Genomic DNA, 24,543 nt, shown 5'->3' with positions numbered 1-24,543 from the left:
TTCCCGGGAGCGGTCACCCGGTCCCGGCGGACATGGCACATTGGGAACCACGGGCGACATCCCGGCGGGCACCGGGCGACCGCCGCCGGCGGTAGGGTTCGCACTGGTCAAGCAGCAGGTCGGAGGGTTCGCGCGCGCCGTGGCCGGGCGCGCCGGCCCTGGGGACGGCAAGGAGACTCCCGCGCGTGTATCTCAAGAGCCTGACGTTGCGCGGCTTCAAGTCCTTCGCCTCCTCCACCACCCTGCGCTTCGAGCCGGGCATCACCTGCGTGGTGGGCCCCAACGGGTCCGGCAAGTCCAACGTGGTGGACGCGCTGGCATGGGTGATGGGGGAGCAGGGCGCCAAGTCGCTGCGCGGCGGCAAGATGGAGGACGTCATCTTCGCCGGCACCGCCAGCCGGCCCCCGCTGGGCCGCGCCGAGGTGATCCTCACCATCGACAACTCCGACGGCGCGCTGCCGATCGACTACACCGAGGTCACCATCAGCCGGTTGATGTTCCGGTCCGGGCAGAGCGAGTACGCCATCAACGGCGAGCCGTGCCGGCTGCTGGACGTGCAGGAACTGCTGTCGGACTCCGGCATCGGCCGCGAGATGCACGTGATCATCGGCCAGGGCATGCTGGACACCGCGCTGAACTCCGGGCCCGAGGGCCGGCGCGCGGTGATCGAGGAGGCGGCCGGCGTCCTCAAGCACCGCAAGCGCAAGGAGAAGGCGCTGCGCAAACTGGACGCGATGCAGGCCAACCTGACCCGCGTCCAGGACCTGACCGCCGAGCTGCGCCGCCAGCTCAAGCCGCTGGGCCAGCAGGCCGAGATCGCCCGCAAGGCCGCCGTCATCCAGGCCGAGCTGCGCGACGCCCGCGCCCGGCTGCTGGCCGACGACCTGGTCACCCTGCGCACCAGGCTGGAGCAGGAGGCCGCCGACGAGGCCGCGGTCAAGCGGCGCCGCGCCGAGGTGGAGCAGTCGCTGGCCGCCGCCCAGGAGCGCGAGGCGGTGCTGGAGGCCGAGGAGCAGGCCGCCGCCCCGGTGCTGGCCCGCGCCCAGGACACCTGGTTCCGGCTGTCGTCGCTGCGGGAACGGCTGCAGGGCGTGGCCAACCTGGCCGCCGAACGCCACCGCAACGCCTCCGAGGACACCGGCGAGGAACGCCGCGGCCGCGACCCGGAGGACATGGAACGCGAGGCCGTCGCGGTCCGCGAGCAGGAGGAGCTGCTGCGGGCCGCCCTGGAGGAGGCCCAGGACCAGTTGTCGGACGCGGTGCGGACCCGGGCCGAGGCCGAGGAGGCGCTGCGCGAGGAGGAACGCCGCCTGCAGGCCGCCGCGCGGGCCGCCGCCGACCGCCGCGAGCAGCTGGCCAGGCTGCGCGGCCGGGTCGAGGCGCTGCGCAGCAAGGCCCAGGCCGGGGAGTCGGAGATCGGCCGGCTCGCCGAGGCCCGCGACGACGCCGCCCGCCGCGCCGAGGCCGCGCAGGCCGAGTACGACGCCTACGACGCCGAGGTCGCCGAGGACCCGGAGCTGGTCGCCGAGCACGAGACGGCGCAGCAGGCGCTGGCCGCCGCCAAGGAGGCGGTCGAGGCCGCCCGCGCCGCCGAGGACGCCCCCCGGCAGCGGCTCAAGGCCGCCCGGCAGGCCGTGGCCGCCGCCCGCGCCGCCGACCAGGCCGCGCAGAAGGAGGTCGCCGCGCTGCAGGCGCGGATCGAGGCGCTGGAGCTGACCCTCGGCAGCGCCGCCGACGGCGGCGAGGTCCTGCTGTCGTCGGACCTGGACGGCGTCCTGGGCACCCTGGCGTCCATGCTCACCGTCGAACCCGGCTACGAGACCGCGGTGGCCGCCGCGCTCGGCGACGCCGCCCAGGCCATCGCCGTCGGGTCGCTGGAGACCGCCCGGGCCGCGCTGGCGCTGCTGCGTTCCCGCGACGCCGGGCGCGCCGGCCTGCTCGTCGGCGGGGGTGGGGCCGGTGCCGGTGAGCAGGCCGTCCCGGGCGTCCGGTACGCCGCCGACGTGATCACCGTTCCCGACGCCGTGCGGCCCGCCCTGCGGCACCTGCTGCGCGGCGTGGTGGTGGTGGACGACCTGGACGCCGCCGCCGATCTGGTGCGCCGCCACCCGGACCTGCGGGCGGTGACCCGCGACGGAGACCTGCTGGGCGCCCACTGGGCGCAGAGCGGCGGCGCGGGCGGCGCGCAGAGCCTGCTGGAGATGCGCGCCACCCTGGACGAGGCCGTGGAGTCCCTGGAGGCGGCGCGGGAACGCGCCGAGCGGTCCGCGCGGGGGCTGGCCGAGGCCGTGGCCGCCGAGCAGGAGGCCCAGGCCGCCCTGGAGGACGCCCAGGCGGCCGTCCAGCAGGCGCAGAGCGGCGTCAACCAGGCCCAGGCCGTTCTCGACCGGACCCGTGCCAAACTGCGCGAGTTCGAGGCTCAGGCCGCCCAGGAGGCCAAGCACGCCGCCCGGCTGGAGGCCGCGGTCCGCGCCGCCCGCGGTGAGGTCGAACGGCTCACCAAGGCCCTCGACGCCGCCGCCGAGGCCCGCGAGCACGACCTGCGGGCGATGGCCGAGCTGGAGGCCCGGCTGGCCGAGGCACAGGCCGCCGCCGAGGCCGCCGACGACCTCGGCGAGGACACCGACACCCGCGACGAGCTCGCCGAACGCGTCCACCAGGCCCGTTCCGCCGAGATGGAGGCCCGCCTGGCGGTCCGCACCGCCGAGGAGCGGGTCCAGGCCATCGCCGGCCGCGCCGACGCCCTGGAACGCGGCGCCCGCCGCGAACGCGAGGAACGCGCCCGCGCCGCCGCCCGCCGCGAGCGCCGCCGCCGCCAGGCCCGCGTCGCCAGGGCGGTGCTGGCCGGCACCGAGACCGCCCTGCACCGCATCGACCTGTCCCTGCAGGCCGCCGTCGCCGAACGCGAGGCCGCCCAGCAGGCCAAGGCCGACCGCGAGGCCGAGCTGAAGGTCGTCCGCACCCAGGTCCGCGACCTGTCCACCCAGCTGGAGAAGCTGGTCAACGTCGTGCACGGCAGCGAGGTCGCCCGCGCCGAACAGCGCCTGCGCCTGGAACAGCTCGAGCAGCGCGCCATGGACGAGATGGGCCTGGAGGTCGACACCCTCATCGCCGAGTACGGCCCCGACCAGCCCGTCCCCCCGGGCCCCGACGCCCCCGAGGACGCCCGGCCGGAGCCCTACGACCGCGCCACCGTGGAGAAGCGCGCCAAGGCCGCCGAACGCAAGCTCAACCAGCTCGGCAAGGTCAACCCCCTGGCGCTGGAGGAGTTCGCCGCCCTGGAGGAGCGCCACGCGTTCCTCAACTCCCAGCTGGAAGATCTCAAGAAGACCCGCCGCGACCTCCTCACGGTGGTCAAGGAGGTGGACGACCGGGTCCAGAAGGTCTTCGCCGAGGCGTTCGCCGACACCGCCAGGGAGTTCGAGCGCATCTTCACCCGCCTCTTCCCCGGCGGGGAGGGCCGCCTGATCCTCACCGACCCCGACGACATGCTCAACACCGGCGTCGAGGTCGAGGCCCGCCCCCCGGGCAAGAAGGTCAAGCGCCTGTCCCTGCTGTCCGGCGGCGAACGCTCCCTGGTGGCCATCGCCATCCTGGTCGCCGTCTTCAAGGCCCGCCCGTCCCCCTTCTACGTCCTGGACGAGGTCGAGGCGGCCCTGGACGACACCAACACCCAGCGCCTGCTGGGCATCCTGGAAGAACTCCGGGAGAACTCCCAGCTGATCATCATCACCCACCAGAAGCGCACCATGGAGGGCGCCGACGCCCTCTACGGCGTCAGCATGCGAGGCGACGGCGTCACCCAGGTCATCAGCCAACGCCTCCGCGACCGGGACCACGACCGCTCCCCGGACCCGGCCAAGTCCGGCTGAGGACCGAGGGTCGAGGACGTGCCGGAGCGGCATGACGTCCGCGAGGCCGAGACCCGGCTCTCGCGGATCATCGAGCGCGTGGAGCACGGTGACGAAGCGGTGATCAGCCGCGCCGGCGAGCAGGTCGCGGGCGGGCCGGGACCGGCCGATCCGGGCCGGTGCCTGGCCAGGCCCTGGCGGGAGTCTGGAAGACTGGGCATGTTATGGAATTCGTGATCTTGATCATTGCGCTGGCCGTGCTCGCGCTGGTGGTGGGAGGTCTGCTCCTGCTGCGGCCGGGCCGCCGGGCCGCCCGGCCGCAGCAGCCGCCGCAGCCGGGGGAGGGCGCCGGGGGGACCGCCGTCCTGGAGAAGGATCTCCAGGCGCCGACCCTGGAGCGGGCTCCGCCGGCGGAACCGGTCGCCCCGCCGAAGCCGGAGATCGAGATCCCGCCGCCGTCGGCGGGCCGGCTGGTGCGGCTGCGGGCCCGGCTGGCGCGGTCCCAGAACGCCCTGGGCCTGACGCTGCTGGGGCTGCTGTCGCGGGACACCCTCGACGACGATGACTGGGACGAGATCGAGGACACCCTGATCAGCGCCGACATCGGCGTGTCGGTGGCCCGGGAGATCGCCGAGGCGCTGCGCACCCGGGTCCAGGTGATGGGCGCGCGGACCCCCGACGAGGTCCGGGCGCTGCTCAAGGAGGAGCTGGTCAGGCAGGTCACCAACGGCTTCGACGAGTCCGCCGACCGGGCGCTGCGCACGACCCCGCACGGCAACCGGCCCGCGGTGGTGATGGTGGTCGGGGTGAACGGCACCGGCAAGACCACGACCTGCGGCAAGCTGGCGCGGGTGCTGGTGGGCGACGGCCGCAGCGTCGTGCTGGGCGCGGCGGACACGTTCCGCGCCGCGGCCGCCGACCAGCTGGAGACCTGGGGCACGCGGGTCGGCGCCCAGGTGGTCCGCAAGGACGAGGGCGCGGACCCGGCGAGCGTCGCGTTCGACGCGGTCAGGCAGGGCATCGAGAGCAAGGTCGACACGGTGATCGTGGACACCGCGGGCCGGCTGCACACCAAGACCGGGCTGATGGACGAGCTCGGCAAGGTCAAGCGGGTGGTGGAGAAGCAGGCCGCGGTGGACGAGGTGCTGCTGGTGCTGGACGCCACCACCGGGCAGAACGGGATGCAGCAGGCCCGGGTGTTCGCCGAGGTGGTGAACGTCACCGGGATCGTGCTGACCAAGCTGGACGGCACCGCCAAGGGCGGCATCGTGATCCAGGTGCAGCGGGAGCTGGGCGTTCCGGTGAAGCTGGTGGGGCTGGGGGAGGGCCCCGACGACCTGGCCCCGTTCGAGGCGGAGGCGTTCGTCGACGCGATCGTCGGCGGGTGAGCGGCACCGTATCCCCATCAGTCCCCAGCGCCCCGCCGGTCGCACCGGCGGGGCGCTTTCCCTTTCGCCGAGCGCCCAAACGTCGGCAATCCCACAGCCTCTCCGGGAACCCGGATCTTTTGGAACGCACCAGCGGTGAGGATTCGGAAACACTCCCGAAACACCGCGGAGATGGGTTTCACACTCCTGAAACACCGGGGCCGTTCGGGTGAAACCACCGGGCCGGAACCTCTACGCAGTCAGACGTTCCGTGCCGAGGAGGGGCTCTCTCCGAGATGAAAATCGACAGCGGTAGTACCGCCTGGGTGCTGATCAGCACCGCGCTCGTGCTGCTGATGACCCCTGGCGTGGCCTTCTTCTACGGAGGCATGAGCCGGGCCAAGAGCGTGCTCAACATGATGATGATGAGCTTCGTCTCCATGGCCACGGTGGGCGTGGTCTGGGTGCTGTACGCCTACTCGCTGGCCTTCACCGACGGCGGCGGCCTCAACCAGTTCGTCGGCGGCCTGTCCGACTGGGGCCTGGTCGGCCTGGAGACGGCGGCCACCGCCGACGACGGCAGCGGCATCCCCCAGCTGGTCTTCGTGGCCTTCCAGGCCACCTTCGCCATCATCACCGTCGCGCTGATCAGCGGCGCCATCGCCGACCGGGCCAAGTTCGGCGCCTGGGTGCTGTTCACCGTCGTCTGGGCGACCCTGGTGTACGCCCCGATCGCCCACTGGGTGTGGTTCTTCGGCCCGGAGGACGGCGAGGGCGGCTGGATCGGCGCCGGGCTCGGCGCGCTGGACTTCGCCGGCGGCACCGTGGTGCACATCAACGCCGGTGCGGCGGCGCTGGCGCTGGCGTTCGTGCTGGGCAAGCGCAAGGGCTGGCCGCGCGACCCGATGCGCCCGCACAACCTGCCGTTCGTGCTGCTGGGCGCGGCGCTGCTGTGGTTCGGCTGGTTCGGCTTCAACGCCGGCTCGGCGCTGGGCGCCAACGCCACCGCCGCGGTCGCGTTCATCAACACGATGGTCGCCACCTGCGCCGCCGCGTTCGCCTGGATCGTGGTGGAGAAGCTGCGCGACGGCAGCTCCACGACGCTGGGCATCGCCTCCGGCGTGGTCGCCGGCCTGGTCGCCATCACCCCGGCGTGCGCCTTCGTCACCCCGATCGGCGCCATCGTGATCGGCCTGATCGCCGGTGCGGTCTGCGCCTACGCGGTCAGCCTGAAGTACAAGCTGGGCTACGACGACTCGCTCGACGTGGTCGGCGTCCACATGGTCGGCGGCATCGTCGGCGCCCTGCTCATCGGCATCCTGGCCACCACCGCCGTCAACGACGCGGGCGCGGACGGGCTGCTGGCCGGCGGCGGCCTGTCGCTGCTGGGCAAGCAGGCGGTCGGCGTGCTGGCCACGCTGGTCTACTCCTTCGTGGTCACCTTCGTCATCGGCAAGGTCATCGACCTGACGATGGGCTTCCGGATCAGCGAGGAGGACGAGGTCGCGGGCATCGACAGCACCGCGCACGCCGAGACCGCCTACGATTTCGGCGGCATCCACGCCGGCGGCGCCGGCGGCGGCACCGGCCCGCTGCCCGCGGCCAAGGCCGCCGACAGCACCCCGACGAAGGTTGAGGCATAGCGATGAAGCTGATCACCGCGGTCATCAAGCCGTTCAAGCTGGACGAGGTCAAGGCCGCCCTGGAGACCTTCGGGGTCAAGGGCATGACCGTCAGCGAGGCCAGCGGCTACGGCCGCCAGAAGGGCCACACCGAGGTCTACCGGGGCGCCGAGTACAAGGTGGACCTGGTGCCCAAGCTGCGCGTCGAGGTCCTGGTGGACGACGACGCCGCCGACGACGTGATCGACGTGATCGTCAAGGCGGCGCAGACCGGCAAGATCGGCGACGGCAAGGTCTGGGCCGTCCCGGTGGAGACGGTCATCCGGGTCCGTACCGGCGAGACCGGAGCCGAGGCCCTCTAACCGGGGCCCCGGGAATCGGGGGAGCAATCGCTCAGGGCGCGAGACGAGGAGGGGCGTCCCGTACCGCACGGCCGCGGCACGGGACGCCCCTCCGCATAAGCGCCGGGCCGGGCGGTCGCGGTGGAGCGAGTAACACCTGCCCCGGCCTTGCGGGGCCTGGAGCGTCCGGACGAAGCCGGGCGCGGCGGAACGGTGGCGGTGTGATGGGCGGGATCGAGGTCGGGGCGATGACGGAAGCGGTGGACGGGGCGGCGACCCGGGACGCGGAACGCGCCGGCGACGCGTTCGCGCGGGCGCGCGCCGGACTGGCGGCGGCGCGGGCCGGACGCGGGATCGAACTGGACCGGTGGCTGGCCTCCCTGCTGGCCGAGACCGGCGCGGGCGAGGACGTGGCGCTGGTCGCGGTGGGCAGCCACGGCCGCGGCGAGCTGACCCCCGGCGGCGACCTGGACCTGGTGCTGCTGCACCGGGGCCGCGACGACATCGCCGGGATCGCCGACCGGCTGTGGTACCCGATCTGGGACCGCGGGCTGCGGCTGGACCACTCGGTACGGACCCTGGACGAGGCCCGCAAGGTCGCCGCCACCGATCTGAAGGCCGCCCTCGGCCTGCTGCACGCCCGGTGGCTGGGCGGCGACCATGACCTGGCGGACCTGCTGCGCGCGGCGGTGCTGGCGGACTGGCGTTCGCAGGCCCGGCGGCGGCTGGCCGAGCTGGCCGAGCTGACCCGGGCGCGCTGGGCCGACCAGGGGGAGCTGGCGTTCCTGATCGAACCCGACCTCAAGGAGGCCCGCGGCGGGCTCCGCGACGTGCACGCCATGCAGGCCGCCGCCGCCACCTGGGTCGCCCCCGGCCCGGGCGAACGCGTCCGCGCCGCCCACGACCTGTTGCTGGACGTACGGCACGCGCTGCACGAGACCACCGGGCGCGCCACCGACCGGCTGGTCCTGCAGGAGCACGAGGCGGTCGCCCGTTCCCTCGGCCTGGCGGACGGCACGGCGCTGCTGCGCGCCATCGTGGAGGCGGCCCGTACCGTCACCTACGCGGCCGACAACCTGTGGCGGCACGTCGACCGGTTCTGCGCCGACCGGAACCGCGCGGCGCGGTCCGGGGCCAAGGTGGAGCGGCGGCCGGTCGGCGACGGCGCGGTCGAGCACGACGGGGAGGTGGTGCTGGCCCGCGGCGCCGACCTGTCCGACCCGGTGCTGCCGCTGCGGGTGGCGTCCGCCGCCGCCCAGGCCGGGCTGCCGCCGGCCCCCGCCACCGTGGAACGGCTGGCCGCCGAGACGCCCCCGCTGCCGGTGCCGTGGCCCGCCGAGGCCCGCGACGCGCTGGTGACCCTGCTGGGCGCCGGGACCGCCGCCATCACGGTGTGGGAGGCGCTGGACCAGGCCGGGCTGATCGTCCGGATGCTCCCCGAATGGGCCCAGGTCCGCAACCGGCCGCAGCGCAACCCGGTGCACCGGTTCACCGTGGACCGGCACCTGGTGGAGACCGCCGCCGGGGCCGCCGCGATGACCCGCGACGTGGCCCGTCCCGACCTGCTGCTGGTGGGGGCGCTGCTGCACGACATCGGCAAGGGACTGCCCGGCGACCACTCCCGTACCGGCGCGGTGCTGGCCCACCAGATCGCCGTCCGGATGGGCTTCGCCGCCGGCGACGCCGACGTGCTGGAGACGGTGGTCCTGCACCACCTGCTGCTGCCGGACACCGCCACCCGGCGCGACCTGGACGACCCGGTCACGGTGCAGACCGTGGCGGAACGGGTGTCCGCGGTGCCCGGCCGGGGCCGCGAGGTGCTGGAGATCCTGGCGGCGCTGGCGGTCGCCGACGCGCAGGCCACCGGACCGGCGGCGTGGGGCGCGTGGAAGGCCCGGCTGATCCAGGACCTGGTGCGGCGGGTGGACGCCCGGCTGGCGGGCACCGCCCCGCCCCGCGACGCGCTGGACCCCTCCGCCGAGCAGCTCGCGCTGGCCCGCCACGACGGCGCGGCGGTACGGGTCGCCGGCTCCCGGGTCACCATCGCGGTGCCGGACCGGCCGGGCCTGCTGTGGCGCACGGCGGGGGTGCTGGCCCTGCACCGGCTGGTGGTGCGGACCGCCCGGGTGTTCTCGGCGTCGGACGCGGGCACCGCGGTGCTGGACTTCACCGCCGTGCCCGAGTACGGCACGCCGCCCGACCCGGCCGCGCTGGAGGCAGACCTGCGCCGCATGCTCGCCGACCGCCTGGACGTGGCCGGCCGTCTGGAACGCCGCGCCGCCGCCGCCCGCACCCGCCGCGGCGTGCCCGTCCCTCCGCCGCGCGTCACCGTCGTCGAGGACGCCAGCGACACCGCCACCGTCGTCGAGGTCCGCGCCCACGACCGCCCCGGCCTGCTGTGGCGCATCGGCCAGGCCATCGGCGCCTGCGGCCTCCAGGTCACCAAGGCCCGCGTGGACACCCTGGGCGCGGAGGCCGTCGACGTCTTCTACGTGGTCGACTCCACCGGACGCCCCCTGGAGGACACCGCCGCCCTGTCCGCCCTCCGCGAAGGAATCCTCGCCGCCCTCCGCTGAGGCCGCCGGACGGGAGGGGACGCCGGTCCCGGGACGGTCCGGGGCGGAATCCTCGATACCCTGAAACAGGTTCCGACGAGTTTCCTAGGACGGGTCGCACACGTGTTCGAGACGCTCTCCGACCGGCTGACGTCGGTCTTCTCCTCGCTGCGCAGCAAGGGCAGGCTGTCGGAAGCGGACATCAACGCCACCGCGCGCGAGATCCGGGTCGCGCTGCTGGAGGCGGACGTGGCCCTGCCCGTCGTCAAGGACTTCATCGCGCACGTCAAGGAACGGGCGCTGGGCGCGGAGGTCTCCCAGGCGCTCAACCCGGCGCAGCAGGTCGTCAAGATCGTCAACGAGGAGCTGATCCGGATCCTGGGCGGCGAGACCCGCCGGATCAACTTCGCCAAGCACCCGCCGACCGTGATCATGCTGGCCGGTCTGCAGGGCGCCGGCAAGACCACGCTGGCCGGCAAGCTGGCCCGCTGGCTCAAGGAGGAGGGGCACGCCCCCCTGCTGGTGGCGGCCGACCTGCAGCGGCCCAACGCCGTCCAGCAGCTGCAGGTGGTGGGCGAACGGGCCGGGGTGCCGGTGTTCGCCCCCGAGCCGGGCAGCGGCGTGGGCGACCCGGTGGACGTGGCGCGCCGTTCGATCGAGCAGGCCCGGCACGCCCAGCACGACGTGGTCGTCATCGACACCGCCGGCCGGCTCGGCGTGGACGCCGAGATGATGCAGCAGGCGATCGACATCCGCGACGCGGTCTCCCCGGACGAGATCCTGTTCGTGGTCGACGCGATGGTCGGCCAGGACGCGGTCAACACCGCGCAGGCGTTCATGGACGGGGTCGGCTTCGACGGCGTGGTGCTCACCAAGCTGGACGGCGACGCCCGCGGCGGTGCGGCGCTGTCGGTGCGGCACATCACCGGCCGGCCCATCATGTTCGCCTCGACCGGTGAGAAGCTCGAGGACTTCGACCTGTTCCACCCGGACCGGATGGCCGGGCGGATCCTCGACATGGGCGACGTCCTCACCCTGATCGAGCAGGCCGAGAAGGCGTTCGACGCCGAGCAGGCCGAGCGGATGACCACCAAGTTCGCCTCGGGCGAGGACTTCACCCTCGAGGACTTCCTCGAGCAGATGATGATGATCCGCAAGCTCGGGCCGATCGGGAACCTGCTCAACATGCTCCCCGGCATGGGCCAGGTGCGCGACCAGATCAGCCAGATCGACGACAAGGACCTGGACCGGGTCGCCGCCATCATCCGCTCGATGACCCCGTACGAGCGGGCCAACCCCAAGGTCATCAACGGCTCCCGGCGGGCCCGCATCGCGGCCGGCTCGGGCACCACCGTCGGCGAGGTCAACAGCCTGGTCACCCGGTTCTTCGAGGCGCAGAAGATGATGCGCCAGGTGGCCGGCGGGATGGGCCTGCCCGGGATGCCCGGCGGCCGGCGCAAGGCCGCCAAGGCCAAGAACGCCAAGAAGAAGGGCAAGCAGCGCAGCGGCGACCCGCGCAAGCGCGCCGCCGCGACCAAGGGCTCCGGCGACGGCCAGGGCGCGCCCCAGCCGGCGCCCCAGGGCCTGCCCCCCGCCCTGGGCGGCGGACTCCCCGGCGGCCTGCCCGGCCAGCTTCCGCCCGGCTTCCAGATGCCCGACCTCGGCAAGCTGCAGACCCGCAAGAAGAAGTGAGCACCCCCAAGCCCGTGACCTGAGCCGCTCCGTCGCGACCGGCGTTCGCGCACACAGGGCGTCCCGATGGCACGCCACGCCGTCCGCGCCCCTGGACCACGGCGCTCATGCGGGAGCGTCCCGGGCGGCGACATGGGCGCCGCAGCGTACAGTTCGCGGCGCCCATGCGCGCGGGCGTCCCGGCCACCGCGTCGCGACTCGGCTCACACCACGGCGTAGCGTCCCTACGTGCAGGGTGTCCCGAGGTGGCGGGGCTGTGCGACCGCACCCTGGAGCGCGGCGCTCATGCGCACGGGGCGTCCCGGTCACTGTGTCGTGGCTCAGCTCACGTTATGGCGCGGTGTCCATGCGTGCGGGTGTCCCGTGGTGGCGGGGCTGTGCGACCACGCCATGGAGCGCGGTGCTCATGCGCGCGGGGCGGTCCGCGCCGCGGCCGTACGGTACGGGATGCGCCTCTCCAGCGTGCCCTGAGCGGAGCGGTCCCCTGATTCGGGGGTGGTCCGGTCGTCCGCCGTACGAGCGTCGGGACGGGGTGGGAAAGGCCGGGCGACCCGTTCCGCGGGGGCGGCTGATCGATTGCACCTTCGGTCGCATCGTCTGGCAGAATGACAGGCTGGAAACCCGGTATCGGCAGGCGCCCTCTCTCGTCCTGGCGACCCGGAGTCCATCGAGCGGCCGGCAGCGGTGTCCCCACCTGGTGCGGGACCGCTCAGCATCTGTGAATCTGGAGAACACCACACCCGTGGCAGTCAAGATCAAGCTCAAGCGTCTGGGGAAGATCCGGAACCCGCAGTACCGGATCGTCGTCGCCGATGCCCGCACCAAGCGTGACGGCCGGGCCATCGAGGAGATCGGCAAGTACCACCCCAAGGAGGAGCCCTCGCTGATCGAGGTGAACTCCGAGCGGGTGCAGTACTGGCTGGGCGTCGGCGCGCAGCCGACCGAGCCGGTGCTGAACATCCTCAAGATCACCGGCGACTGGCAGAAGTTCAAGGGCGAGCCCGGCGCCGAGGGCACGCTCAAGGTGGCCGAGCCCAAGCCGGACCGCAAGGCCCTGTACGAGGCCGCCGTCAAGTCCGCCATGCAGGAGGACGAGGGCGCCGCCACCACCGCCAGGTCCAAGAAGAAGGCCGAGCCCAAGGCCAAGGCCGAGTCGGCCGACGAAGCCAAGAGCGAGGGCTGACGTGCTCGAAGAAGCGCTCGAGCACCTGGTCCGCGGTATCGTCGAGCACCCGGACGACGTCCGGGTGCGGCCCCGCCGGATCAAGGGCGGCCGGGTCCTGGAGGTGCGGGTGCATCCCGACGACCTCGGCAAGGTCATCGGCCGCAGCGGGCGCACCGCCAAGGCCCTGCGCACGGTGATCGGCGGCCTGTCCGGCGGCCGGTACGTGCGCGTCGACCTGCTCGACGTCAACGAGGTCCGCTGACCGTGTCCACGTCCGCCCCGACCCGCCCGCAGGCCGCCTGACCGGTGAACGACGACCAGATCGTGGTCGGCCGGATCGGCCGGGCACACGGCGTGCGCGGCGAGGTCGCGGTGGACGTGCGGACCGACGACCCCGACGCGCGGTTCGCGCCGGGGTCCGTGCTCCGGACCGATCCCGGGCATGTCGGCCCGCTCACGGTGGAACGGGCCCGCTGGCACTCGGGACGTCTGCTCCTGCGCTTCACCGGCGTCGACGACCGGACCGCCGCCGAGCAACTGCGCGGCACGTGGCTGGTCGTCGACGCCGCCGAGCTTCCCCCGCCCGAGGACCCCGACGAGTTCCTCGACCACCAGCTGGTGGGGCTGACCGCCGTCACCCCCGACGGCGGCACGGTGGGCACCGTCGTCGAGGTCCGCCACTACGGCCAGGACCTGCTGGTCGTCCGCCGCGAGACCGGCGGCGAGGCCCTGGTCCCGTTCGTCGCCGCCCTGGTCCCCGAGGTGGACGTGGCCGGCGGTCGCATCGTCATCGACCCGCCGCCCGGCCTGCTGGACGAGGCCTCGGAGGCCTGACCCATGCGCCTCGACATCATCACGATCTTCCCCGACTACTTCGCCCCGCTGGACATCTCCCTGCTGGGCAAGGCCCGCCGCCGCGGCCTCATCGAGGTGCACGTCCACGACCTCCGCCAGTGGACCCACGACCGCCACCGCACCGTCGACGACACCCCGTACGGCGGCGGCCCCGGCATGGTCATGAAACCCGACCCCTGGGGCGAGGCCCTCGACACCATCGCCCCCCCGCCCACCACCCCTGACGCCGTACCCGAACGATCCCAGCAGCCGCCGTCCCCGGACGCGGGCGAGCCCGCTGCTCAGACCGGATCTGCGGAGGCCGAGCCAGGCGCCGTGCCGTACGGTGAGCAGCCGCCGCCGGGCACGGGCGCGTCTGCTGCTCAGGCTGGATCTGCGGCGGCCAAGTCTGGTGCCGTGCCGTCCGGTGAGCAGCCGTCGTCAGACGCGGGCGCGTCCGCTGAACAAGCCGGGTCTTCCATGGCTGAGGGCGGTGCCGTGTCCGGACGCGAGGAGCGGCCGTTCTCCCTGGAGGGGGATGAGTCCGCCGGGCGGGTCAGGGCATCTGCGGCGGTGGCCGGTCCGGTGCCTCGGCTGATCGTGCCGACGCCGAGCGGGCGGCCGTTCACCCAGGAGATGGCGGTGGAACTGGCCGCCGAGCCGTGGCTGATCTTCGCCTGCGGGCGGTACGAGGGCATCGACGCGCGGGTCGTCGAGGAGGCCCGTACCCGGATGCGCGTCGACGAGGTGTCCATCGGCGACTACGTGCTGGCCGGGGGAGAGGCCGCGGTGCTGGTCATCGTGGAGGCGGTCGGCCGGCTGGTGCCCGGGGTGCTGGGGAACGCCGAGTCGGTCGCCGACGACTCGTTCGCCCCCGGGGCCATGCAGACGCTGCTGGAGGGCCCCGTCTACACCAAGCCGCCGGTGTGGCGGGACCGCGCCGTTCCGGAGGTGCTGCTGTCGGGCAACCACGGCGCGATCGCCCGCTGGCGCCGCGACCAGGCGCTGCGGCGCACCGTCGCCAACCGTCCCGACCTGGCCGCGTCGCTGGATCCCGGGCGGCTGGACGAACGCGACCGGCAGGTGCTCGCCGAGGCCGGATTGCCGACCGGCGGCGAACCTGTGGCAGACTAGAGCGTCGGCGCCCCATGTCCGGGCTGCCTCACGACTTCCACGAAGCACGATCCACTCTGCGCGGCGCGACGCCCCAGCCCGTTCGGGGCCTCTCGATGCCGGCTTGCGACCACGAGGAACCGCTGTCATGCACACCCTGATCCAGGAGATCGAGAAGGCCGCGATGCGTGCCGACGTCCCGGACTTCCGTCCGGGCGACACGCTGAAGGTGCACGTCCGTGTCACCGAGGGCAACCGGAGCCGGATCCAGGTCTTCCAGGGTGTGGTGATCCGCCGGCAGGGCGGCGGCGCCCGGGAGACCTTCACCGTCCGCAAGGTCAGCTACGGCGTCGGCGTGGAGCGCACGTTCCCGCTCAACAGCCCCTCGATCGACAAGATCGAGGTCGTCACCCGCGGCGACGTCCGCCGCGCCAAGCTGTACTACCTGCGCAACCTGCGCGGCAAGGCCGCCCGCATCAAGGAGCGGCGCGAGTCCTGAGCCGGCGGGCCGCCGCCCTGGCCGCGGCCCCTGGCAGCGCCCCGGGAACCCTGCGCGGTGCCCGGGGCGTTCAGCGTCTGGTCAAGGCCGCGTCGGCGGAGCGGATTCTCGGCCCCACGACACGGCGCCGCTGAGGGCCGTCGGCGGCGGCCCGCTATAGGCTCGCCTTGATGACTGACGAGGACGATCGGAGAAACGTGCGTTCGGAGGCCGAGGGCGCGGTGCCCAACGAGAAGCAGGCCGTGACCCCTGGTGAGGATGCCGCCGATCGGGCCGATGCGCCCGCCGCCGTCGAGGCCGCCGGGAGCGCCGGGCCCACCGACGACGCCTCGCCCGGCGACGACCGGCCCGCCGCCGGGGCCGCCCGTTCCGGCGCCGACGAGCCCGCCGACCGCACCGACGAGGCCGGGTCCTCCGACGACTCCGACCCCGACGCCGACGGCAAGGACAAGAAGCAGGGCTCGTTCTGGAAGGAACTGCCGATCCTGATCGGCGTGGCCCTGATCCTGGCCCTGGTCATCAAGGCGTTCGCCGTGCAGGCGTTCTACATCCCGTCCGCGTCGATGGAGAACACCCTGCAGATCGGCGACCGGGTGCTGGTGAACAAGCTCGTCTACCACACCCGCGACGTCAAGCGCGGCGACATCGTGGTCTTCAACGGCCTGGACTCCTGGAACAGCGAGGTCGAGGTCCCCGAGCCCTCCAACCCCGTCTCCCGCGTCGCGCACTGGATCGGCAACGCGTTCGGGGTCGTCCCCGGCGAGAAGGACTACATCAAGCGGGTCATCGGCACCCCCGGCGACCGCGTCAAGTGCTGCGACTCCAAGGGCCGGATGACCGTGAACGGCGTCCCCCTGGACGAGACCTCCTACCTGTACACCGACCCCGTCACCGGTGAGCAGAACAAGCCCTCCGAGGAGCCGTTCGACGTCACCGTCCAGCCCGGCAACCTCTGGGTGATGGGCGACCACCGCGAGGTCTCCTACGACTCCCGCCAGCACCGCGGCGACCCCGGCGGCGGCGCCATCCCCGAGAACCGGGTCATCGGCCGCGCCTTCGTCGTCGTGTGGCCCCTCGACCGCGTCGACACCCTCCCCATCCCCGACACGTTCGAGCAACCCGCCCTCAACGCCGCCGCCACCCTCCTCCCCGTCACCCCGCTGGCGCTGGGCTTCGCCGGCGCGTTCCCCGTGGTCTGGCTCCACCGCCGCCTACGCCTGCGCCGCCGATAATCCCGTCGCCACGCCGACTGGCCGGCGACGTCACGAAGCGCCCGGCCAACGTCCCATTACCTGCGGAAGGTTCGTCTCGAACGCCGCTGCGCCGTCGAAATCGGCGCTCGGTCGGCATGCCGGGGTGATCTGCCGGGCGTGGAGCGGCGATCCTCCCGAACCGGGAGACCTCTCGACAGGCGATCTCGTCGCTGCCGTGCTCTGATGCGTGGCGCCTTCGGAGTGACAGTGGCCCCGGGACGTGCGCGGTGTCCGAGGAGAAGGACGGCGAGGTCGCTGGTGACGCTCGCGAACCGTGTGGTGTCGCTGGTGGAGGAGCCGAGAACGAACGCCGGCAGGTGAGGCTTCCCTGAAGGTGTTCGTGGTCGGTGCCGAGGCCGGCGCTCCCGATGCATTCAAGTGGCATGTCACGGCACGACGTTCACATTGGTCTGTGGGTGTTGTGGGCGGAAGAACCGAGGCGGCGGGTTCAGCGGATTCGATGGGGTCGACGGGGTCGATGGGGTCGATGGGTTCGCTGGGTCGGCAGGCTCGGCAGTGCCGGCGGGGTCGGTGGGGTCGGCAGGTCTGACGGGTTCGTGGGGTTGGCGGGTTCGTGGGGTTGGCGGGTTCGTGGGTCGGCGGGTTTGGCGGGTTCGGTAGGGCTGGCGAGTTGGTGGGACTGGCGGCTCGGCGGGTTCGGCAGTGCCGGCGGGTTCGTAGTGCCAGCGGGCTTGGCAGGTTCGGCAGGGCTGGCGAGTTAGTGGGTTTGGCGGGCTCGGCGGGTTCGGCAGGGCTGGTGGGTTCGTGGGGTTGGCGGGTTCGTGGGTCGGCGGTTTGGCGGGTTCGGCAGGACTGGTGAGTTGGTGGGGACTGGCGGCTCGGCGGGTTCGGTGGGTCCGGCGGTTCAGCGGGGCTGGTGGGTTTGGTGGAGTGCGGTGGGGCGGTGGGAGATCCGCGCTGCGAAGAGTGCCGGTAGAACGTACGCTTCGGTGCATGATGAGGCGTCCGCTCCGGTTCACCCCCCGTCGTGACGCGGGGCTGTACGGGCTTGAGCGTGCTCTCGGGCATGCGGGGTTCACGCCGGTGGCGGGGGTGGACGAGGCCGGGCGCGGGGCGTGCGCGGGGCCGTTGGTGGTCGGGGCGGCGATCCTGCCGGCCGGGCGGCGGGGCGTGATCGACGGGCTGGCCGACTCCAAGCTGCTGACCCCGGGGCGCCGGGAGGAACTGTACGCGGAGATCGTCGAGCGGGCCGTGGCGTGGACGGCGGTGGTCATCCCCCGGCATGACATCGACCGGATCGGGCTGCACCGCTGCAACATCACCGGCATGCGCCGTGCGCTGGCGGGGCTGGCGGTCCGCCCGGCGTACGTGCTCAGTGACGGCTTCCGGGTCCCCGGGCTGGAGGTGCCTGCGCTGGCCGTGCCCAAGGGGGACCAGGTCGCGGCGTGCGTCGCGGCCGCCTCGATCATCGCCAAGGTCACCCGGGACAGGCTGATGACGGAACTGCACGAGCGCTACCCCCAGTACGGATTCGCCGACCACAAGGGCTACATCACCCGCGAGCACACGGCCGCCCTCGCCGCCCACGGTCCGTGCCCCGAACACCGCCTGTCGTTCGTGAACGTGGCCCGCGTGCGGAACAATGGGGTTCAGGCCGACGTGTTCGACCTGGCGGGGGAGGGAGCGAGAGCGTGAGCGCCGAAGATCTCGAGAAATACGAGACCGAGATGGAGCTGCAGCTCTATCGCGAATACCGCGACGTGGTCGGCCTGTTCACCTACGTCGTGGAGACCGAGCGCCGCTTCTACCTGACCAACTCCGTCGACCTCCAGGTCCGCAGCGCCGAGAACGGCGAGATCTTCTTCGAGGTCACCATGCAGGACGCCTGGGTGTGGGACATGTACCGCCCCGCCCGCTTCGTCAAGAACGTCCGCGTGGTCACCTTCAAGGACGTCAACATCGAGGAACTGGCCAAGTCCGATCTGGAACTCCCCACCGACACCTGACCCGCCCCGAACGGCCCCACGCCTCACCCGTCCAGATCACGTCCGCACAAACCACCTCCCGCCGCCATCTGACGTCACCGCACACGCCCGGCGGCCTCCGCTCGTTGCGGCCCTGGAAAGCGCTTCACAAGGTCCACGGGACACGCTCTGGGTTCTGTCTGGCGAATCTGGGGCTGCATCCGGGCCGTCGGGGGCCGGTCTGAGCAGTAAACGGGCTGTTCATGGCCATCGAGGACCCGGCGACTGTCTTACCGGCGCGGTCGCCGCCGGTTGCCGGGCACGCTCTGGTGTGGGCGGAGGGTGGGGCCCGATGGGGACGGTCATGGGGGTCGGGAGGGGCGGGGTTTCTTGGGGCGGCGGAGGCGCCAGCCGGTTTGGGCGCGTTCTACGAAGCCGGCGGCGGCCAGTTGGCCCAGGCGGCCTGTGGCGGTGGAGAGGTCGACCCCGGCTTTCACGGCGATCTGGGCGGTGCCTGCGGAGCCTCGTGCGGGCAGGGCCTCGAGAACGGCACGGGTGGTGGGATCCAGGGCGTCGTGGGGGAGGAGGGGACCCTGGGGGACGGGGGCCAGATCGACGCCGATGGTGCCGATCTCTTCGAGGACCTCGGCCGAGTTGGTGACGCACCGGGCGGGGGGAACCTCGCGCAGCAGCCTGTGACAGCCGACGGAGGTCAGGGAGTCGACGGGGCCGGGTACCGCCATCAGGGGACGGCCCAGGTCGCGGGTGTGGGCGGCGGTGTTGAGGGCTCCGCTGCGGGCGGCGGCCTCGATCACGACGGTGCCCCGGGCTAACGCGGCGATGAGGCGGTTGCGGATCAGGAAGCGCAGACGGCTGGGGTCGGTGCCGGGCGGGGACTCGCTGACCAGCAGGCCATGCTCGATGATCTCCAGGAACAGCACCTCGTTGCGGGGCGGGTAGAAACGGTCCACGCCGCCCGCGAAGACCGCGATCGTCCGCCCGTCCACGGCCAGCGTTCCCCGATGCGCCGCGCCGTCGATGCCCAGCGCACCGCCGCTGATCACCGTCCAGCCGGCGTCGGCCAGTTCGGCGCCCAGGTCGGCGGCGATCCGCGTCCCGTAGGGGGACGCCGCCCGCGCGCCGACGATCGCGACGGCGCGCAGGCAGGCATGGCGGAGGTCGGCGGAGCCCCGCAGCCACAGGGCGTAGGGGCGGTGGTCGCCCAGGTCGTCCAGGGCCGCGGGCCATTCCGGGTCGCCGGGGCAGATCATCCGGCCGCCGATCCGGTCGCAGATCTCCAGGTCGGTCTCGGGGTCGGTACCGGCCAGCCGCGCCTGCCAGGCGGCCAGCCGCGCCCGGGCGCGGTCGGTGATCGGCACGCCGTCCGGAACGGGTTCCGTTCCGCGTACGACGGCCAGCGCACCGCGGGCGCCCACCCGGTCGATCAGCCGTCCCAGCAGCGCCTCGCCCGGTTCGGCGATGGCGCACAGCGTGGCGCGGGCGAGCCGTTCCTCGTCGGGCACCGTCATGACCGCCTCCCCGTCCACAGCGCGAACGCGCTGTCGATGTCGTCCGCCGAGGGCTTGTCGCGCCCGGCCAGGTCGGCACATGTCCACGCGGTGCGCAGTACGCGATCCAGGCCCCGGGCGCTGAGCTCACCGGTCTGCAGGGGGCGGTCCACCGAGACCATGGCCTCCGGCGGCGGCAGGAACAGGCGCCGCACCTGCGGGCCGGGGATCTCGGCGTTGGTCCGCCACGGCGTCCCGGCCAGGCGCCTGGCCGCGCGTTCCCGGGCGGCCAGCACCCGCTCGGCTACCACCTCGCTGCGTTCCACCAGCTCCAGGTCGTACCGCAGCTCGGCACGGGTGGCCGGGTGCAGTTCCAGTTTCAGGTCGATGCGGTCCAGCAGCGGGCCGGAGATCCGCGCCAGGTACTTGTGGCGGACCGCCGGGGTGCAGATGCAGTCGATCGACTTGGCGGCCGCGCACGGGCACGGGTTGGCCGCCAGGACCAGGGTGAACCGGGCGGGGAAGCGGGTGCTGGCGCCCGCCCTGGCGATCATGACCTCGCCCTCCTCCAGCGGCTGGCGAAGGGCGTCGAGGACGCCGGCCTGGTACTCGGGCGCCTCGTCCAGGAACAGGATGCCCTGGTGGGCCAGCGAGGCCGCGCCCGGCTGGAGCAGCCGGCCCTGGCCGCTGCCGACCATGGCCGCGCGGGTGGCGGTGTGGTGCGGCGCGTAGAACGGCGGCCGGGAGATCAGCGGCCGGCCCGGCGGCAGCGTGCCCGCCACCGAATGGATCGCGGTGACCTCCAGCGCCGCCTCCCGGTCCAGCGGCGGCAGCAGCGTGGGCAGCCGTTCGGCCAGCATGGTCTTGCCGCAGCCCGGCGGCCCGTAGAAGAACAGGTGGTGTCCGCCCGCCGCACTGATCTCCAGCGCCCGGCGGGCCTCCGCCTGCCCTCGTACGTCCGCCAGGTCCAGATCACCGCGCAGGTCGCGGCCTCGTACGGCGGGCTGCTCCGGGCAGGGGGCGAGCCGCGCCGGATCCGGCTCGTCCTCCTCCGGGGGCGGCGGCTGGTCGCGCAGGTGGCACAGCAGCCCGCGCAGCGAGGCCGGTGCGATCACCTTCACGTCCGGGACCAGCTCGGCCTCGGCGGCGTTGGCCCGCGGCACGACGACCGTCCGGTAGCCCGCGTTGGCGGCGGCGAGCACCGCCGGCAGCACCCCGGGAACGGCCCGGATCCGGCCGTCCAGCCCGAGCTCGCCCATCATCACCATGTCGGCGCAGACCTTCGGATCCACCGTCTCCGCCGCCGCCAGCAGTGAAATCGCGATGGGAACGTCGAAGCCCGACCCCTTCTTCGGCAGGCTGGCGGGGAAAAGGCTGATCGTCACGTGCCTGCTGGGCCATGGCTCGCCCGAGTTGAAGATCGCCGCACGGACCCGGTCGCGGGCCTCGTTCAGCGCGGCGTCCGGCAGGCCCACCAGATGCAGCCCTGGAACACCGCTGGTGATCGCGGCCTCCACATCGACCACGAAGCCGTCCACCCCGACCAGCGCCACGGAGCGCACCTTCGCCAGCGCCATGTCAGCACACCCCCCGCAGGTGGTCGAGCTCGAACCCGGAGCGGTCGCCGCGCGGCGCCAGCACCAGGCCGATCACGTCGATCCGGACGGTGGCCGCGGGCACGCCGTGCTGGGCGGCCCAGCGCCCGGCCAGTCGCCTTAACCGCGCCGCCTTGGCTCGCGTGACCGCCTCCACCGGCGCGCCGAACACCGTGCCGGAACGCGTCTTGACCTCGCACACCACATGCCGGGTCCCGTCGTAGGCGACGATGTCGAGCTCCCCCTCGGGGCATCGCCAGTTGCGCTCCACGATCGTCCAGCCCAGCCGGTCGGCCAGGTACCGCGCCGCGCTCTCCTCTCCACGCCGGCCCAGTGACTGCTTCCTGTTCGTCTTCGTCTCGGCACCCATGCGGGCATCACCTCCGCCTCCGACCGTGCCGGTCGGCCACCTGCGGCGGAAGACGAACGCCGTTCTGTGGATAACCGTGAGTGGGGCGGGACGACTGTTCGCGGTCCCGGGCTCGGCTCGGATGGTCTCGGGCGTGTCCGGCACTTCTTGGGAGGCGCTCGGGGAGCGCCCCACAGGATCCACCGGGCACGGCTTGGGCGGCAGGCTTGGAGCGTTTGGGATTTGAGCGGAGGTCTTGTGCGGGCGGTGGGGATCGATCTGGCTGCTCGGCCGTCGGCCACGGCGGTGACGGTCATCGAGTGGGGCGAAGGCTCCGCGCGGGTGTCGGCGCCGCGGGGCGGGTGGACTGATGACGAGCTCGTCGGCCTTCTCATGGAACTCGGGCCGGATGACTGGGCCGGGGTGGACTGCCCGTTCGGATGGCCGGTGGAGTTCGTGCGGGCGGTGTCGGCGCACGCGGCGGGGGAGCCCTGGCCTGGGCGGGGGCAGGAGCAGGCCGGTTACCGGAACGGGCCGTTGCGGTTCCGGCGTACCGACGTGGTCGCCAGGGAACTGACCGGCGCCTGGCCGCAGCCGCCGGCGCTGGGCTGGCTGAGCGTGGTGGTGGCGCGGTGGGCGTTCATCGCCGACGAGATGAACGCCCGAGGCCGGCCGATCGACAGGACCGGAGCCGATCGGATCGCCGAGGTGTATCCGGCGGGCGCGCGCAGGCTGTGGGGGCTGCGCGGAGAACGGTCGACGGCGGCGCTGGTGCACGCCGCGCCCTGGCTGGAATTCGAACCCGGAGCACGGCGGAGGTTCGATGAGGACACCGACGCGTACGACGCCTTGATAGCGGCACTTGTCGCCCGTGCCGTCGCCCAGGGGTCGACGACCCGCCCGTCACACCCTGATCTCGAAGTGGCGCGCACCGAGGGCTGGCTCCACCTTCCGCACGCGGGCGGCCTCGCCGGACTTTTGTGAGCCCTCCGGAAGGGGCGCCCAGATCGGCTTGCGGCTGCAACAGCGGCGTGAGGACGCGCAGGGCGATCGTGCACGGCAACGACCGCATACGCGGGCGGTCTTGACGACCTGGCGAGGTGTATCGGCTGTGAGATGGCGGTTCGTCACGGCGCCGCCATGGCCGGTGAGGCGTTCAATGCAGGTACGGGGACGGACTTGATGGAGGCCAGATGGGGAGCAGGCGTACCTGGAAGCGGAGCAAGGACAGCGGGTCCAGGTAGAGCAGGCCGTGGCGCAGTCCCCAGTGGAGGCAGTGGCGGAGACCGCAGTGACCGGGGCGGTCCTGGACGGTGCCGATCCGGGTGCCGGCGGCGACCGGACGACCCACCCGGACCGAGGGCTCCACGGGAAGATAGGTCGTCCGGACCCGGCCGTGGGTGATGGCGACGACGCCGTACCCGGCGACATGACCGGCGAACGACACACGCCCCGTGCCCGCCGCGTACACCGGCCGCCCGGGAGCCGCCGCCAGATCGACCCCGCGATGACCGGCGCCCCAGGGCGTGGACGGCGGATCGAAGGTCCTGATCACCGCGGGAACCGGCGACAACGGCCAGCGCCACTGCCCGGACCGCGGCGGCGGAACCGGCGGGACCGAGGGGACTGACGGGACCGACGGGGCCAGCGTCACGGCGACCGCGAGGATGAGAGGGATCATGAGGCGGATCCTCATCGGCCCGGCCGATCCCGCGCCAGACGTGCCGGAGATTGTGGACAACCGTGCCGCCGGCCCCGAGCGCACCGATGCCACGAGGCGAGCGGACATCCCATAGACTTGACCCGACGGTCGCATGGGGGCACCCCCAGGCGACCGAATTCACGCGCCCGTCACCACCGTCCTCTGCGGTGGGGCACAAACTCTCGGTCCGCCGACGTCGTCGGCGGCGGGGCGTGTCCGGGCGCGGGCAGGCAACCGAGACGTGGCCCGGCCGTCCCGACCGGGCCGGACAGGAGTACACGGGATGGCACCCGTCGTCACCATGCGGCAGCTGCTGGAGAGCGGCGTCCACTTCGGCCACCAGACCCGGCGCTGGAACCCGAAGATGAAGCGCTTCATCTTCACCGAGCGCAACGGCATCTACATCATCGACCTGCAGCAGTCGCTGTCCTACATCGACCGCGCCTACGAGTTCATCAAGGAGACCGTCGCGCACGGCGGCACCATCCTGTTCGTGGGCACCAAGAAGCAGGCCCAGGAGGCCATCGCCGAGCAGGCCCAGCGGGTCGGGATGCCGTACGTCAACCAGCGCTGGCTGGGCGGCATGCTCACCAACTTCTCCACCGTGCACAAGCGGCTCACCCGGCTCAAGGAGCTGGAGGAGATCAACTACGACGACGTCGCGGGCTCCGGCATGACCAAGAAGGAGCTGCTGGGCCTCAAGCGCGAGAAGGACAAGCTCGAGCGCACCCTCGGCGGCATCCGCGACATGTCCAAGGTCCCCAGCGCGATCTGGATCGTGGACACCAAGAAGGAGCACATCGCGGTCAACGAGGCCCAGAAGCTGGGCATCCCCGTGGTGGCGATCCTGGACACCAACTGCGACCCCGACGAGGTCGACTACCCGATCCCGGGCAACGACGACGCCATCCGCAGCGTCAGCCTGCTGACCCGCGTGGTCGCCGACGCGGTCGCCGACGGCCTGATCGCCCGGGCCGGCGCCGCCACCGGCGAGTCGGACAAGCCGGCCGAGGCCGCCGCGAGCGCCGAGCCGCTGGCCGAGTGGGAGCGCGAGCTGCTGGAGGGCAAGGAGCAGCCCGCCGCCGAGGCCGCGACCGCCGAGGCCGCCCCGCAGGCCGCCCCGCAGGCCGACGAGCAGAACGACCAGCAGGCCTGATCGCAGCACCCCGGGC

General features: G+C 73.0%; 20 protein-coding genes and 2 pseudogenes. 18 read left to right on the top strand and 4 right to left on the bottom strand.

Annotation, left to right across the window (positions count from 1 at the left end; all coding sequences use genetic code 11):
- Positions 1-185: 185 nt before the first annotated feature.
- The 16 genes and pseudogenes from smc to HNR21_RS29875 all read left to right on the top strand — a co-directional run bounded on the left by smc (position 186) and on the right by HNR21_RS29875 (position 18,259).
- Positions 186-3,872 (top strand): chromosome segregation protein SMC, encoded by a 3,687-nt coding sequence (gene smc, locus HNR21_RS29945; protein WP_182707792.1) that lies wholly within the window; start codon positions 186-188, stop codon positions 3,870-3,872.
- An 18-nt stretch (positions 3,873-3,890) separates the two neighbouring features.
- A complete protein-coding gene (locus tag HNR21_RS29940) occupies positions 3,891-4,088 on the top strand; it encodes a type II toxin-antitoxin system Phd/YefM family antitoxin (RefSeq protein ID WP_182707791.1) in 198 nt (65 codons plus the stop codon).
- Entirely contained in the window at positions 4,076-5,239 is a 1,164-nt protein-coding gene (gene ftsY, locus HNR21_RS29935) for a signal recognition particle-docking protein FtsY (protein ID WP_119731919.1), read from the top strand. Before HNR21_RS29940 ends, ftsY begins: the two co-directional genes overlap by 13 nt.
- Positions 5,240-5,514: 275 nt before the next feature.
- Positions 5,515-6,861 carry an ammonium transporter gene (locus tag HNR21_RS29930; protein ID WP_182707790.1) on the top strand — a complete coding sequence of 449 codons (1,347 nt, stop codon included), beginning with the start codon at positions 5,515-5,517 and terminating at the stop codon, positions 6,859-6,861.
- A 2-nt stretch (positions 6,862-6,863) separates the two neighbouring features.
- Positions 6,864-7,202: a P-II family nitrogen regulator gene (locus tag HNR21_RS29925; protein WP_182707789.1), complete on the top strand. Its 339-nt coding sequence runs from the start codon at positions 6,864-6,866 to the stop codon at positions 7,200-7,202.
- Between the two features lie 227 nt (positions 7,203-7,429).
- Positions 7,430-9,757 carry a [protein-PII] uridylyltransferase gene (locus tag HNR21_RS29920; protein ID WP_182707788.1) on the top strand — a complete coding sequence of 776 codons (2,328 nt, stop codon included), beginning with the start codon at positions 7,430-7,432 and terminating at the stop codon, positions 9,755-9,757.
- A gap of 102 nt (positions 9,758-9,859) precedes the next feature.
- Complete coding sequence (gene ffh, locus HNR21_RS29915) at positions 9,860-11,428, top strand: signal recognition particle protein (protein ID WP_182707787.1); 1,569 nt, start codon at positions 9,860-9,862, stop codon at positions 11,426-11,428.
- Positions 11,429-12,170: 742 nt separating this feature from the next.
- Entirely contained in the window at positions 12,171-12,611 is a 441-nt protein-coding gene (gene rpsP, locus HNR21_RS29910) for a 30S ribosomal protein S16 (protein ID WP_182707786.1), read from the top strand.
- A 1-nt stretch (position 12,612) separates the two neighbouring features.
- On the top strand, positions 12,613-12,855 hold the full coding sequence (locus HNR21_RS29905) for an RNA-binding protein (protein ID WP_119729288.1): 243 nt from the start codon (positions 12,613-12,615) through the stop codon (positions 12,853-12,855).
- A gap of 44 nt (positions 12,856-12,899) precedes the next feature.
- On the top strand, positions 12,900-13,427 hold the full coding sequence (rimM, locus tag HNR21_RS29900) for a ribosome maturation factor RimM (RefSeq protein WP_182707785.1): 528 nt from the start codon (positions 12,900-12,902) through the stop codon (positions 13,425-13,427).
- A 3-nt stretch (positions 13,428-13,430) separates the two neighbouring features.
- A pseudogene (locus HNR21_RS34800) lies at positions 13,431-13,649 on the top strand (tRNA (guanosine(37)-N1)-methyltransferase TrmD); the annotation flags it as partial.
- A 357-nt stretch (positions 13,650-14,006) separates the two neighbouring features.
- Positions 14,007-14,561, top strand: a pseudogene (trmD, locus tag HNR21_RS34795) (tRNA (guanine(37)-N(1))-methyltransferase); the annotation flags it as partial.
- 127 nt (positions 14,562-14,688) lie between these two features.
- Complete coding sequence (rplS, locus tag HNR21_RS29890; RefSeq protein ID WP_119729290.1) at positions 14,689-15,039, top strand: 50S ribosomal protein L19; 351 nt, start codon at positions 14,689-14,691, stop codon at positions 15,037-15,039.
- A gap of 170 nt (positions 15,040-15,209) precedes the next feature.
- A complete protein-coding gene (gene lepB, locus HNR21_RS29885) occupies positions 15,210-16,271 on the top strand; it encodes a signal peptidase I (RefSeq protein WP_182707783.1) in 1,062 nt (353 codons plus the stop codon).
- Positions 16,272-17,246: 975 nt separating this feature from the next.
- Positions 17,247-17,948 carry a ribonuclease HII gene (locus HNR21_RS29880; protein WP_312881413.1) on the top strand — a complete coding sequence of 234 codons (702 nt, stop codon included), beginning with the start codon at positions 17,247-17,249 and terminating at the stop codon, positions 17,946-17,948.
- Positions 17,945-18,259: a DUF2469 domain-containing protein gene (locus HNR21_RS29875; protein ID WP_119729291.1), complete on the top strand. Its 315-nt coding sequence runs from the start codon at positions 17,945-17,947 to the stop codon at positions 18,257-18,259. Before HNR21_RS29880 ends, HNR21_RS29875 begins: the two co-directional genes overlap by 4 nt.
- Before the next feature lie 320 nt (positions 18,260-18,579).
- Here HNR21_RS29875 and dprA read toward each other — a convergent pair whose 3' ends face one another.
- From dprA to HNR21_RS29860, 3 genes are read right to left on the bottom strand one after another with little or no spacing between them, the layout of a single operon-like run.
- The gene (dprA, locus tag HNR21_RS29870; protein ID WP_182707782.1) at positions 18,580-19,746 is read right to left on the bottom strand and encodes a DNA-processing protein DprA; all 1,167 of its coding nucleotides are present in this window, start codon (positions 19,744-19,746) and stop codon (positions 18,580-18,582) included.
- Positions 19,743-21,302 carry a YifB family Mg chelatase-like AAA ATPase gene (locus HNR21_RS29865; protein ID WP_182707781.1) on the bottom strand — a complete coding sequence of 520 codons (1,560 nt, stop codon included), beginning with the start codon at positions 21,300-21,302 and terminating at the stop codon, positions 19,743-19,745. Before HNR21_RS29865 ends, dprA begins: the two co-directional genes overlap by 4 nt.
- A 1-nt stretch (position 21,303) precedes the next feature.
- Positions 21,304-21,690: a YraN family protein gene (locus HNR21_RS29860; RefSeq protein ID WP_182707780.1), complete on the bottom strand. Its 387-nt coding sequence runs from the start codon at positions 21,688-21,690 to the stop codon at positions 21,304-21,306.
- Positions 21,691-21,936: 246 nt separating this feature from the next.
- Here HNR21_RS29860 and HNR21_RS29855 point away from each other — a divergent pair, with 246 nt between their 5' ends.
- A complete protein-coding gene (locus HNR21_RS29855; RefSeq protein ID WP_220500352.1) occupies positions 21,937-22,653 on the top strand; it encodes a DUF429 domain-containing protein in 717 nt (238 codons plus the stop codon).
- A 172-nt stretch (positions 22,654-22,825) separates the two neighbouring features.
- Here the strand turns inward: HNR21_RS29855 and HNR21_RS29850 are convergent, their stop codons facing one another.
- A complete protein-coding gene (locus HNR21_RS29850) occupies positions 22,826-23,350 on the bottom strand; it encodes a murein hydrolase activator EnvC family protein (RefSeq protein ID WP_246442369.1) in 525 nt (174 codons plus the stop codon).
- Positions 23,351-23,654: 304 nt separating this feature from the next.
- Here HNR21_RS29850 and rpsB point away from each other — a divergent pair, with 304 nt between their 5' ends.
- Complete coding sequence (gene rpsB / locus HNR21_RS29845) at positions 23,655-24,527, top strand: 30S ribosomal protein S2 (protein ID WP_182707778.1); 873 nt, start codon at positions 23,655-23,657, stop codon at positions 24,525-24,527.
- The last annotated feature ends 16 nt before the right edge of the window (positions 24,528-24,543 follow it).

It is taken from the genome of Thermomonospora cellulosilytica (assembly GCF_014138835.1).
Classification (GTDB): domain Bacteria; phylum Actinomycetota; class Actinomycetes; order Streptosporangiales; family Streptosporangiaceae; genus Thermomonospora; species Thermomonospora amylolytica.
Note: the sequence above shows the minus strand (reverse complement) of the source record. Positions and strands in the feature narration are given on the sequence as shown.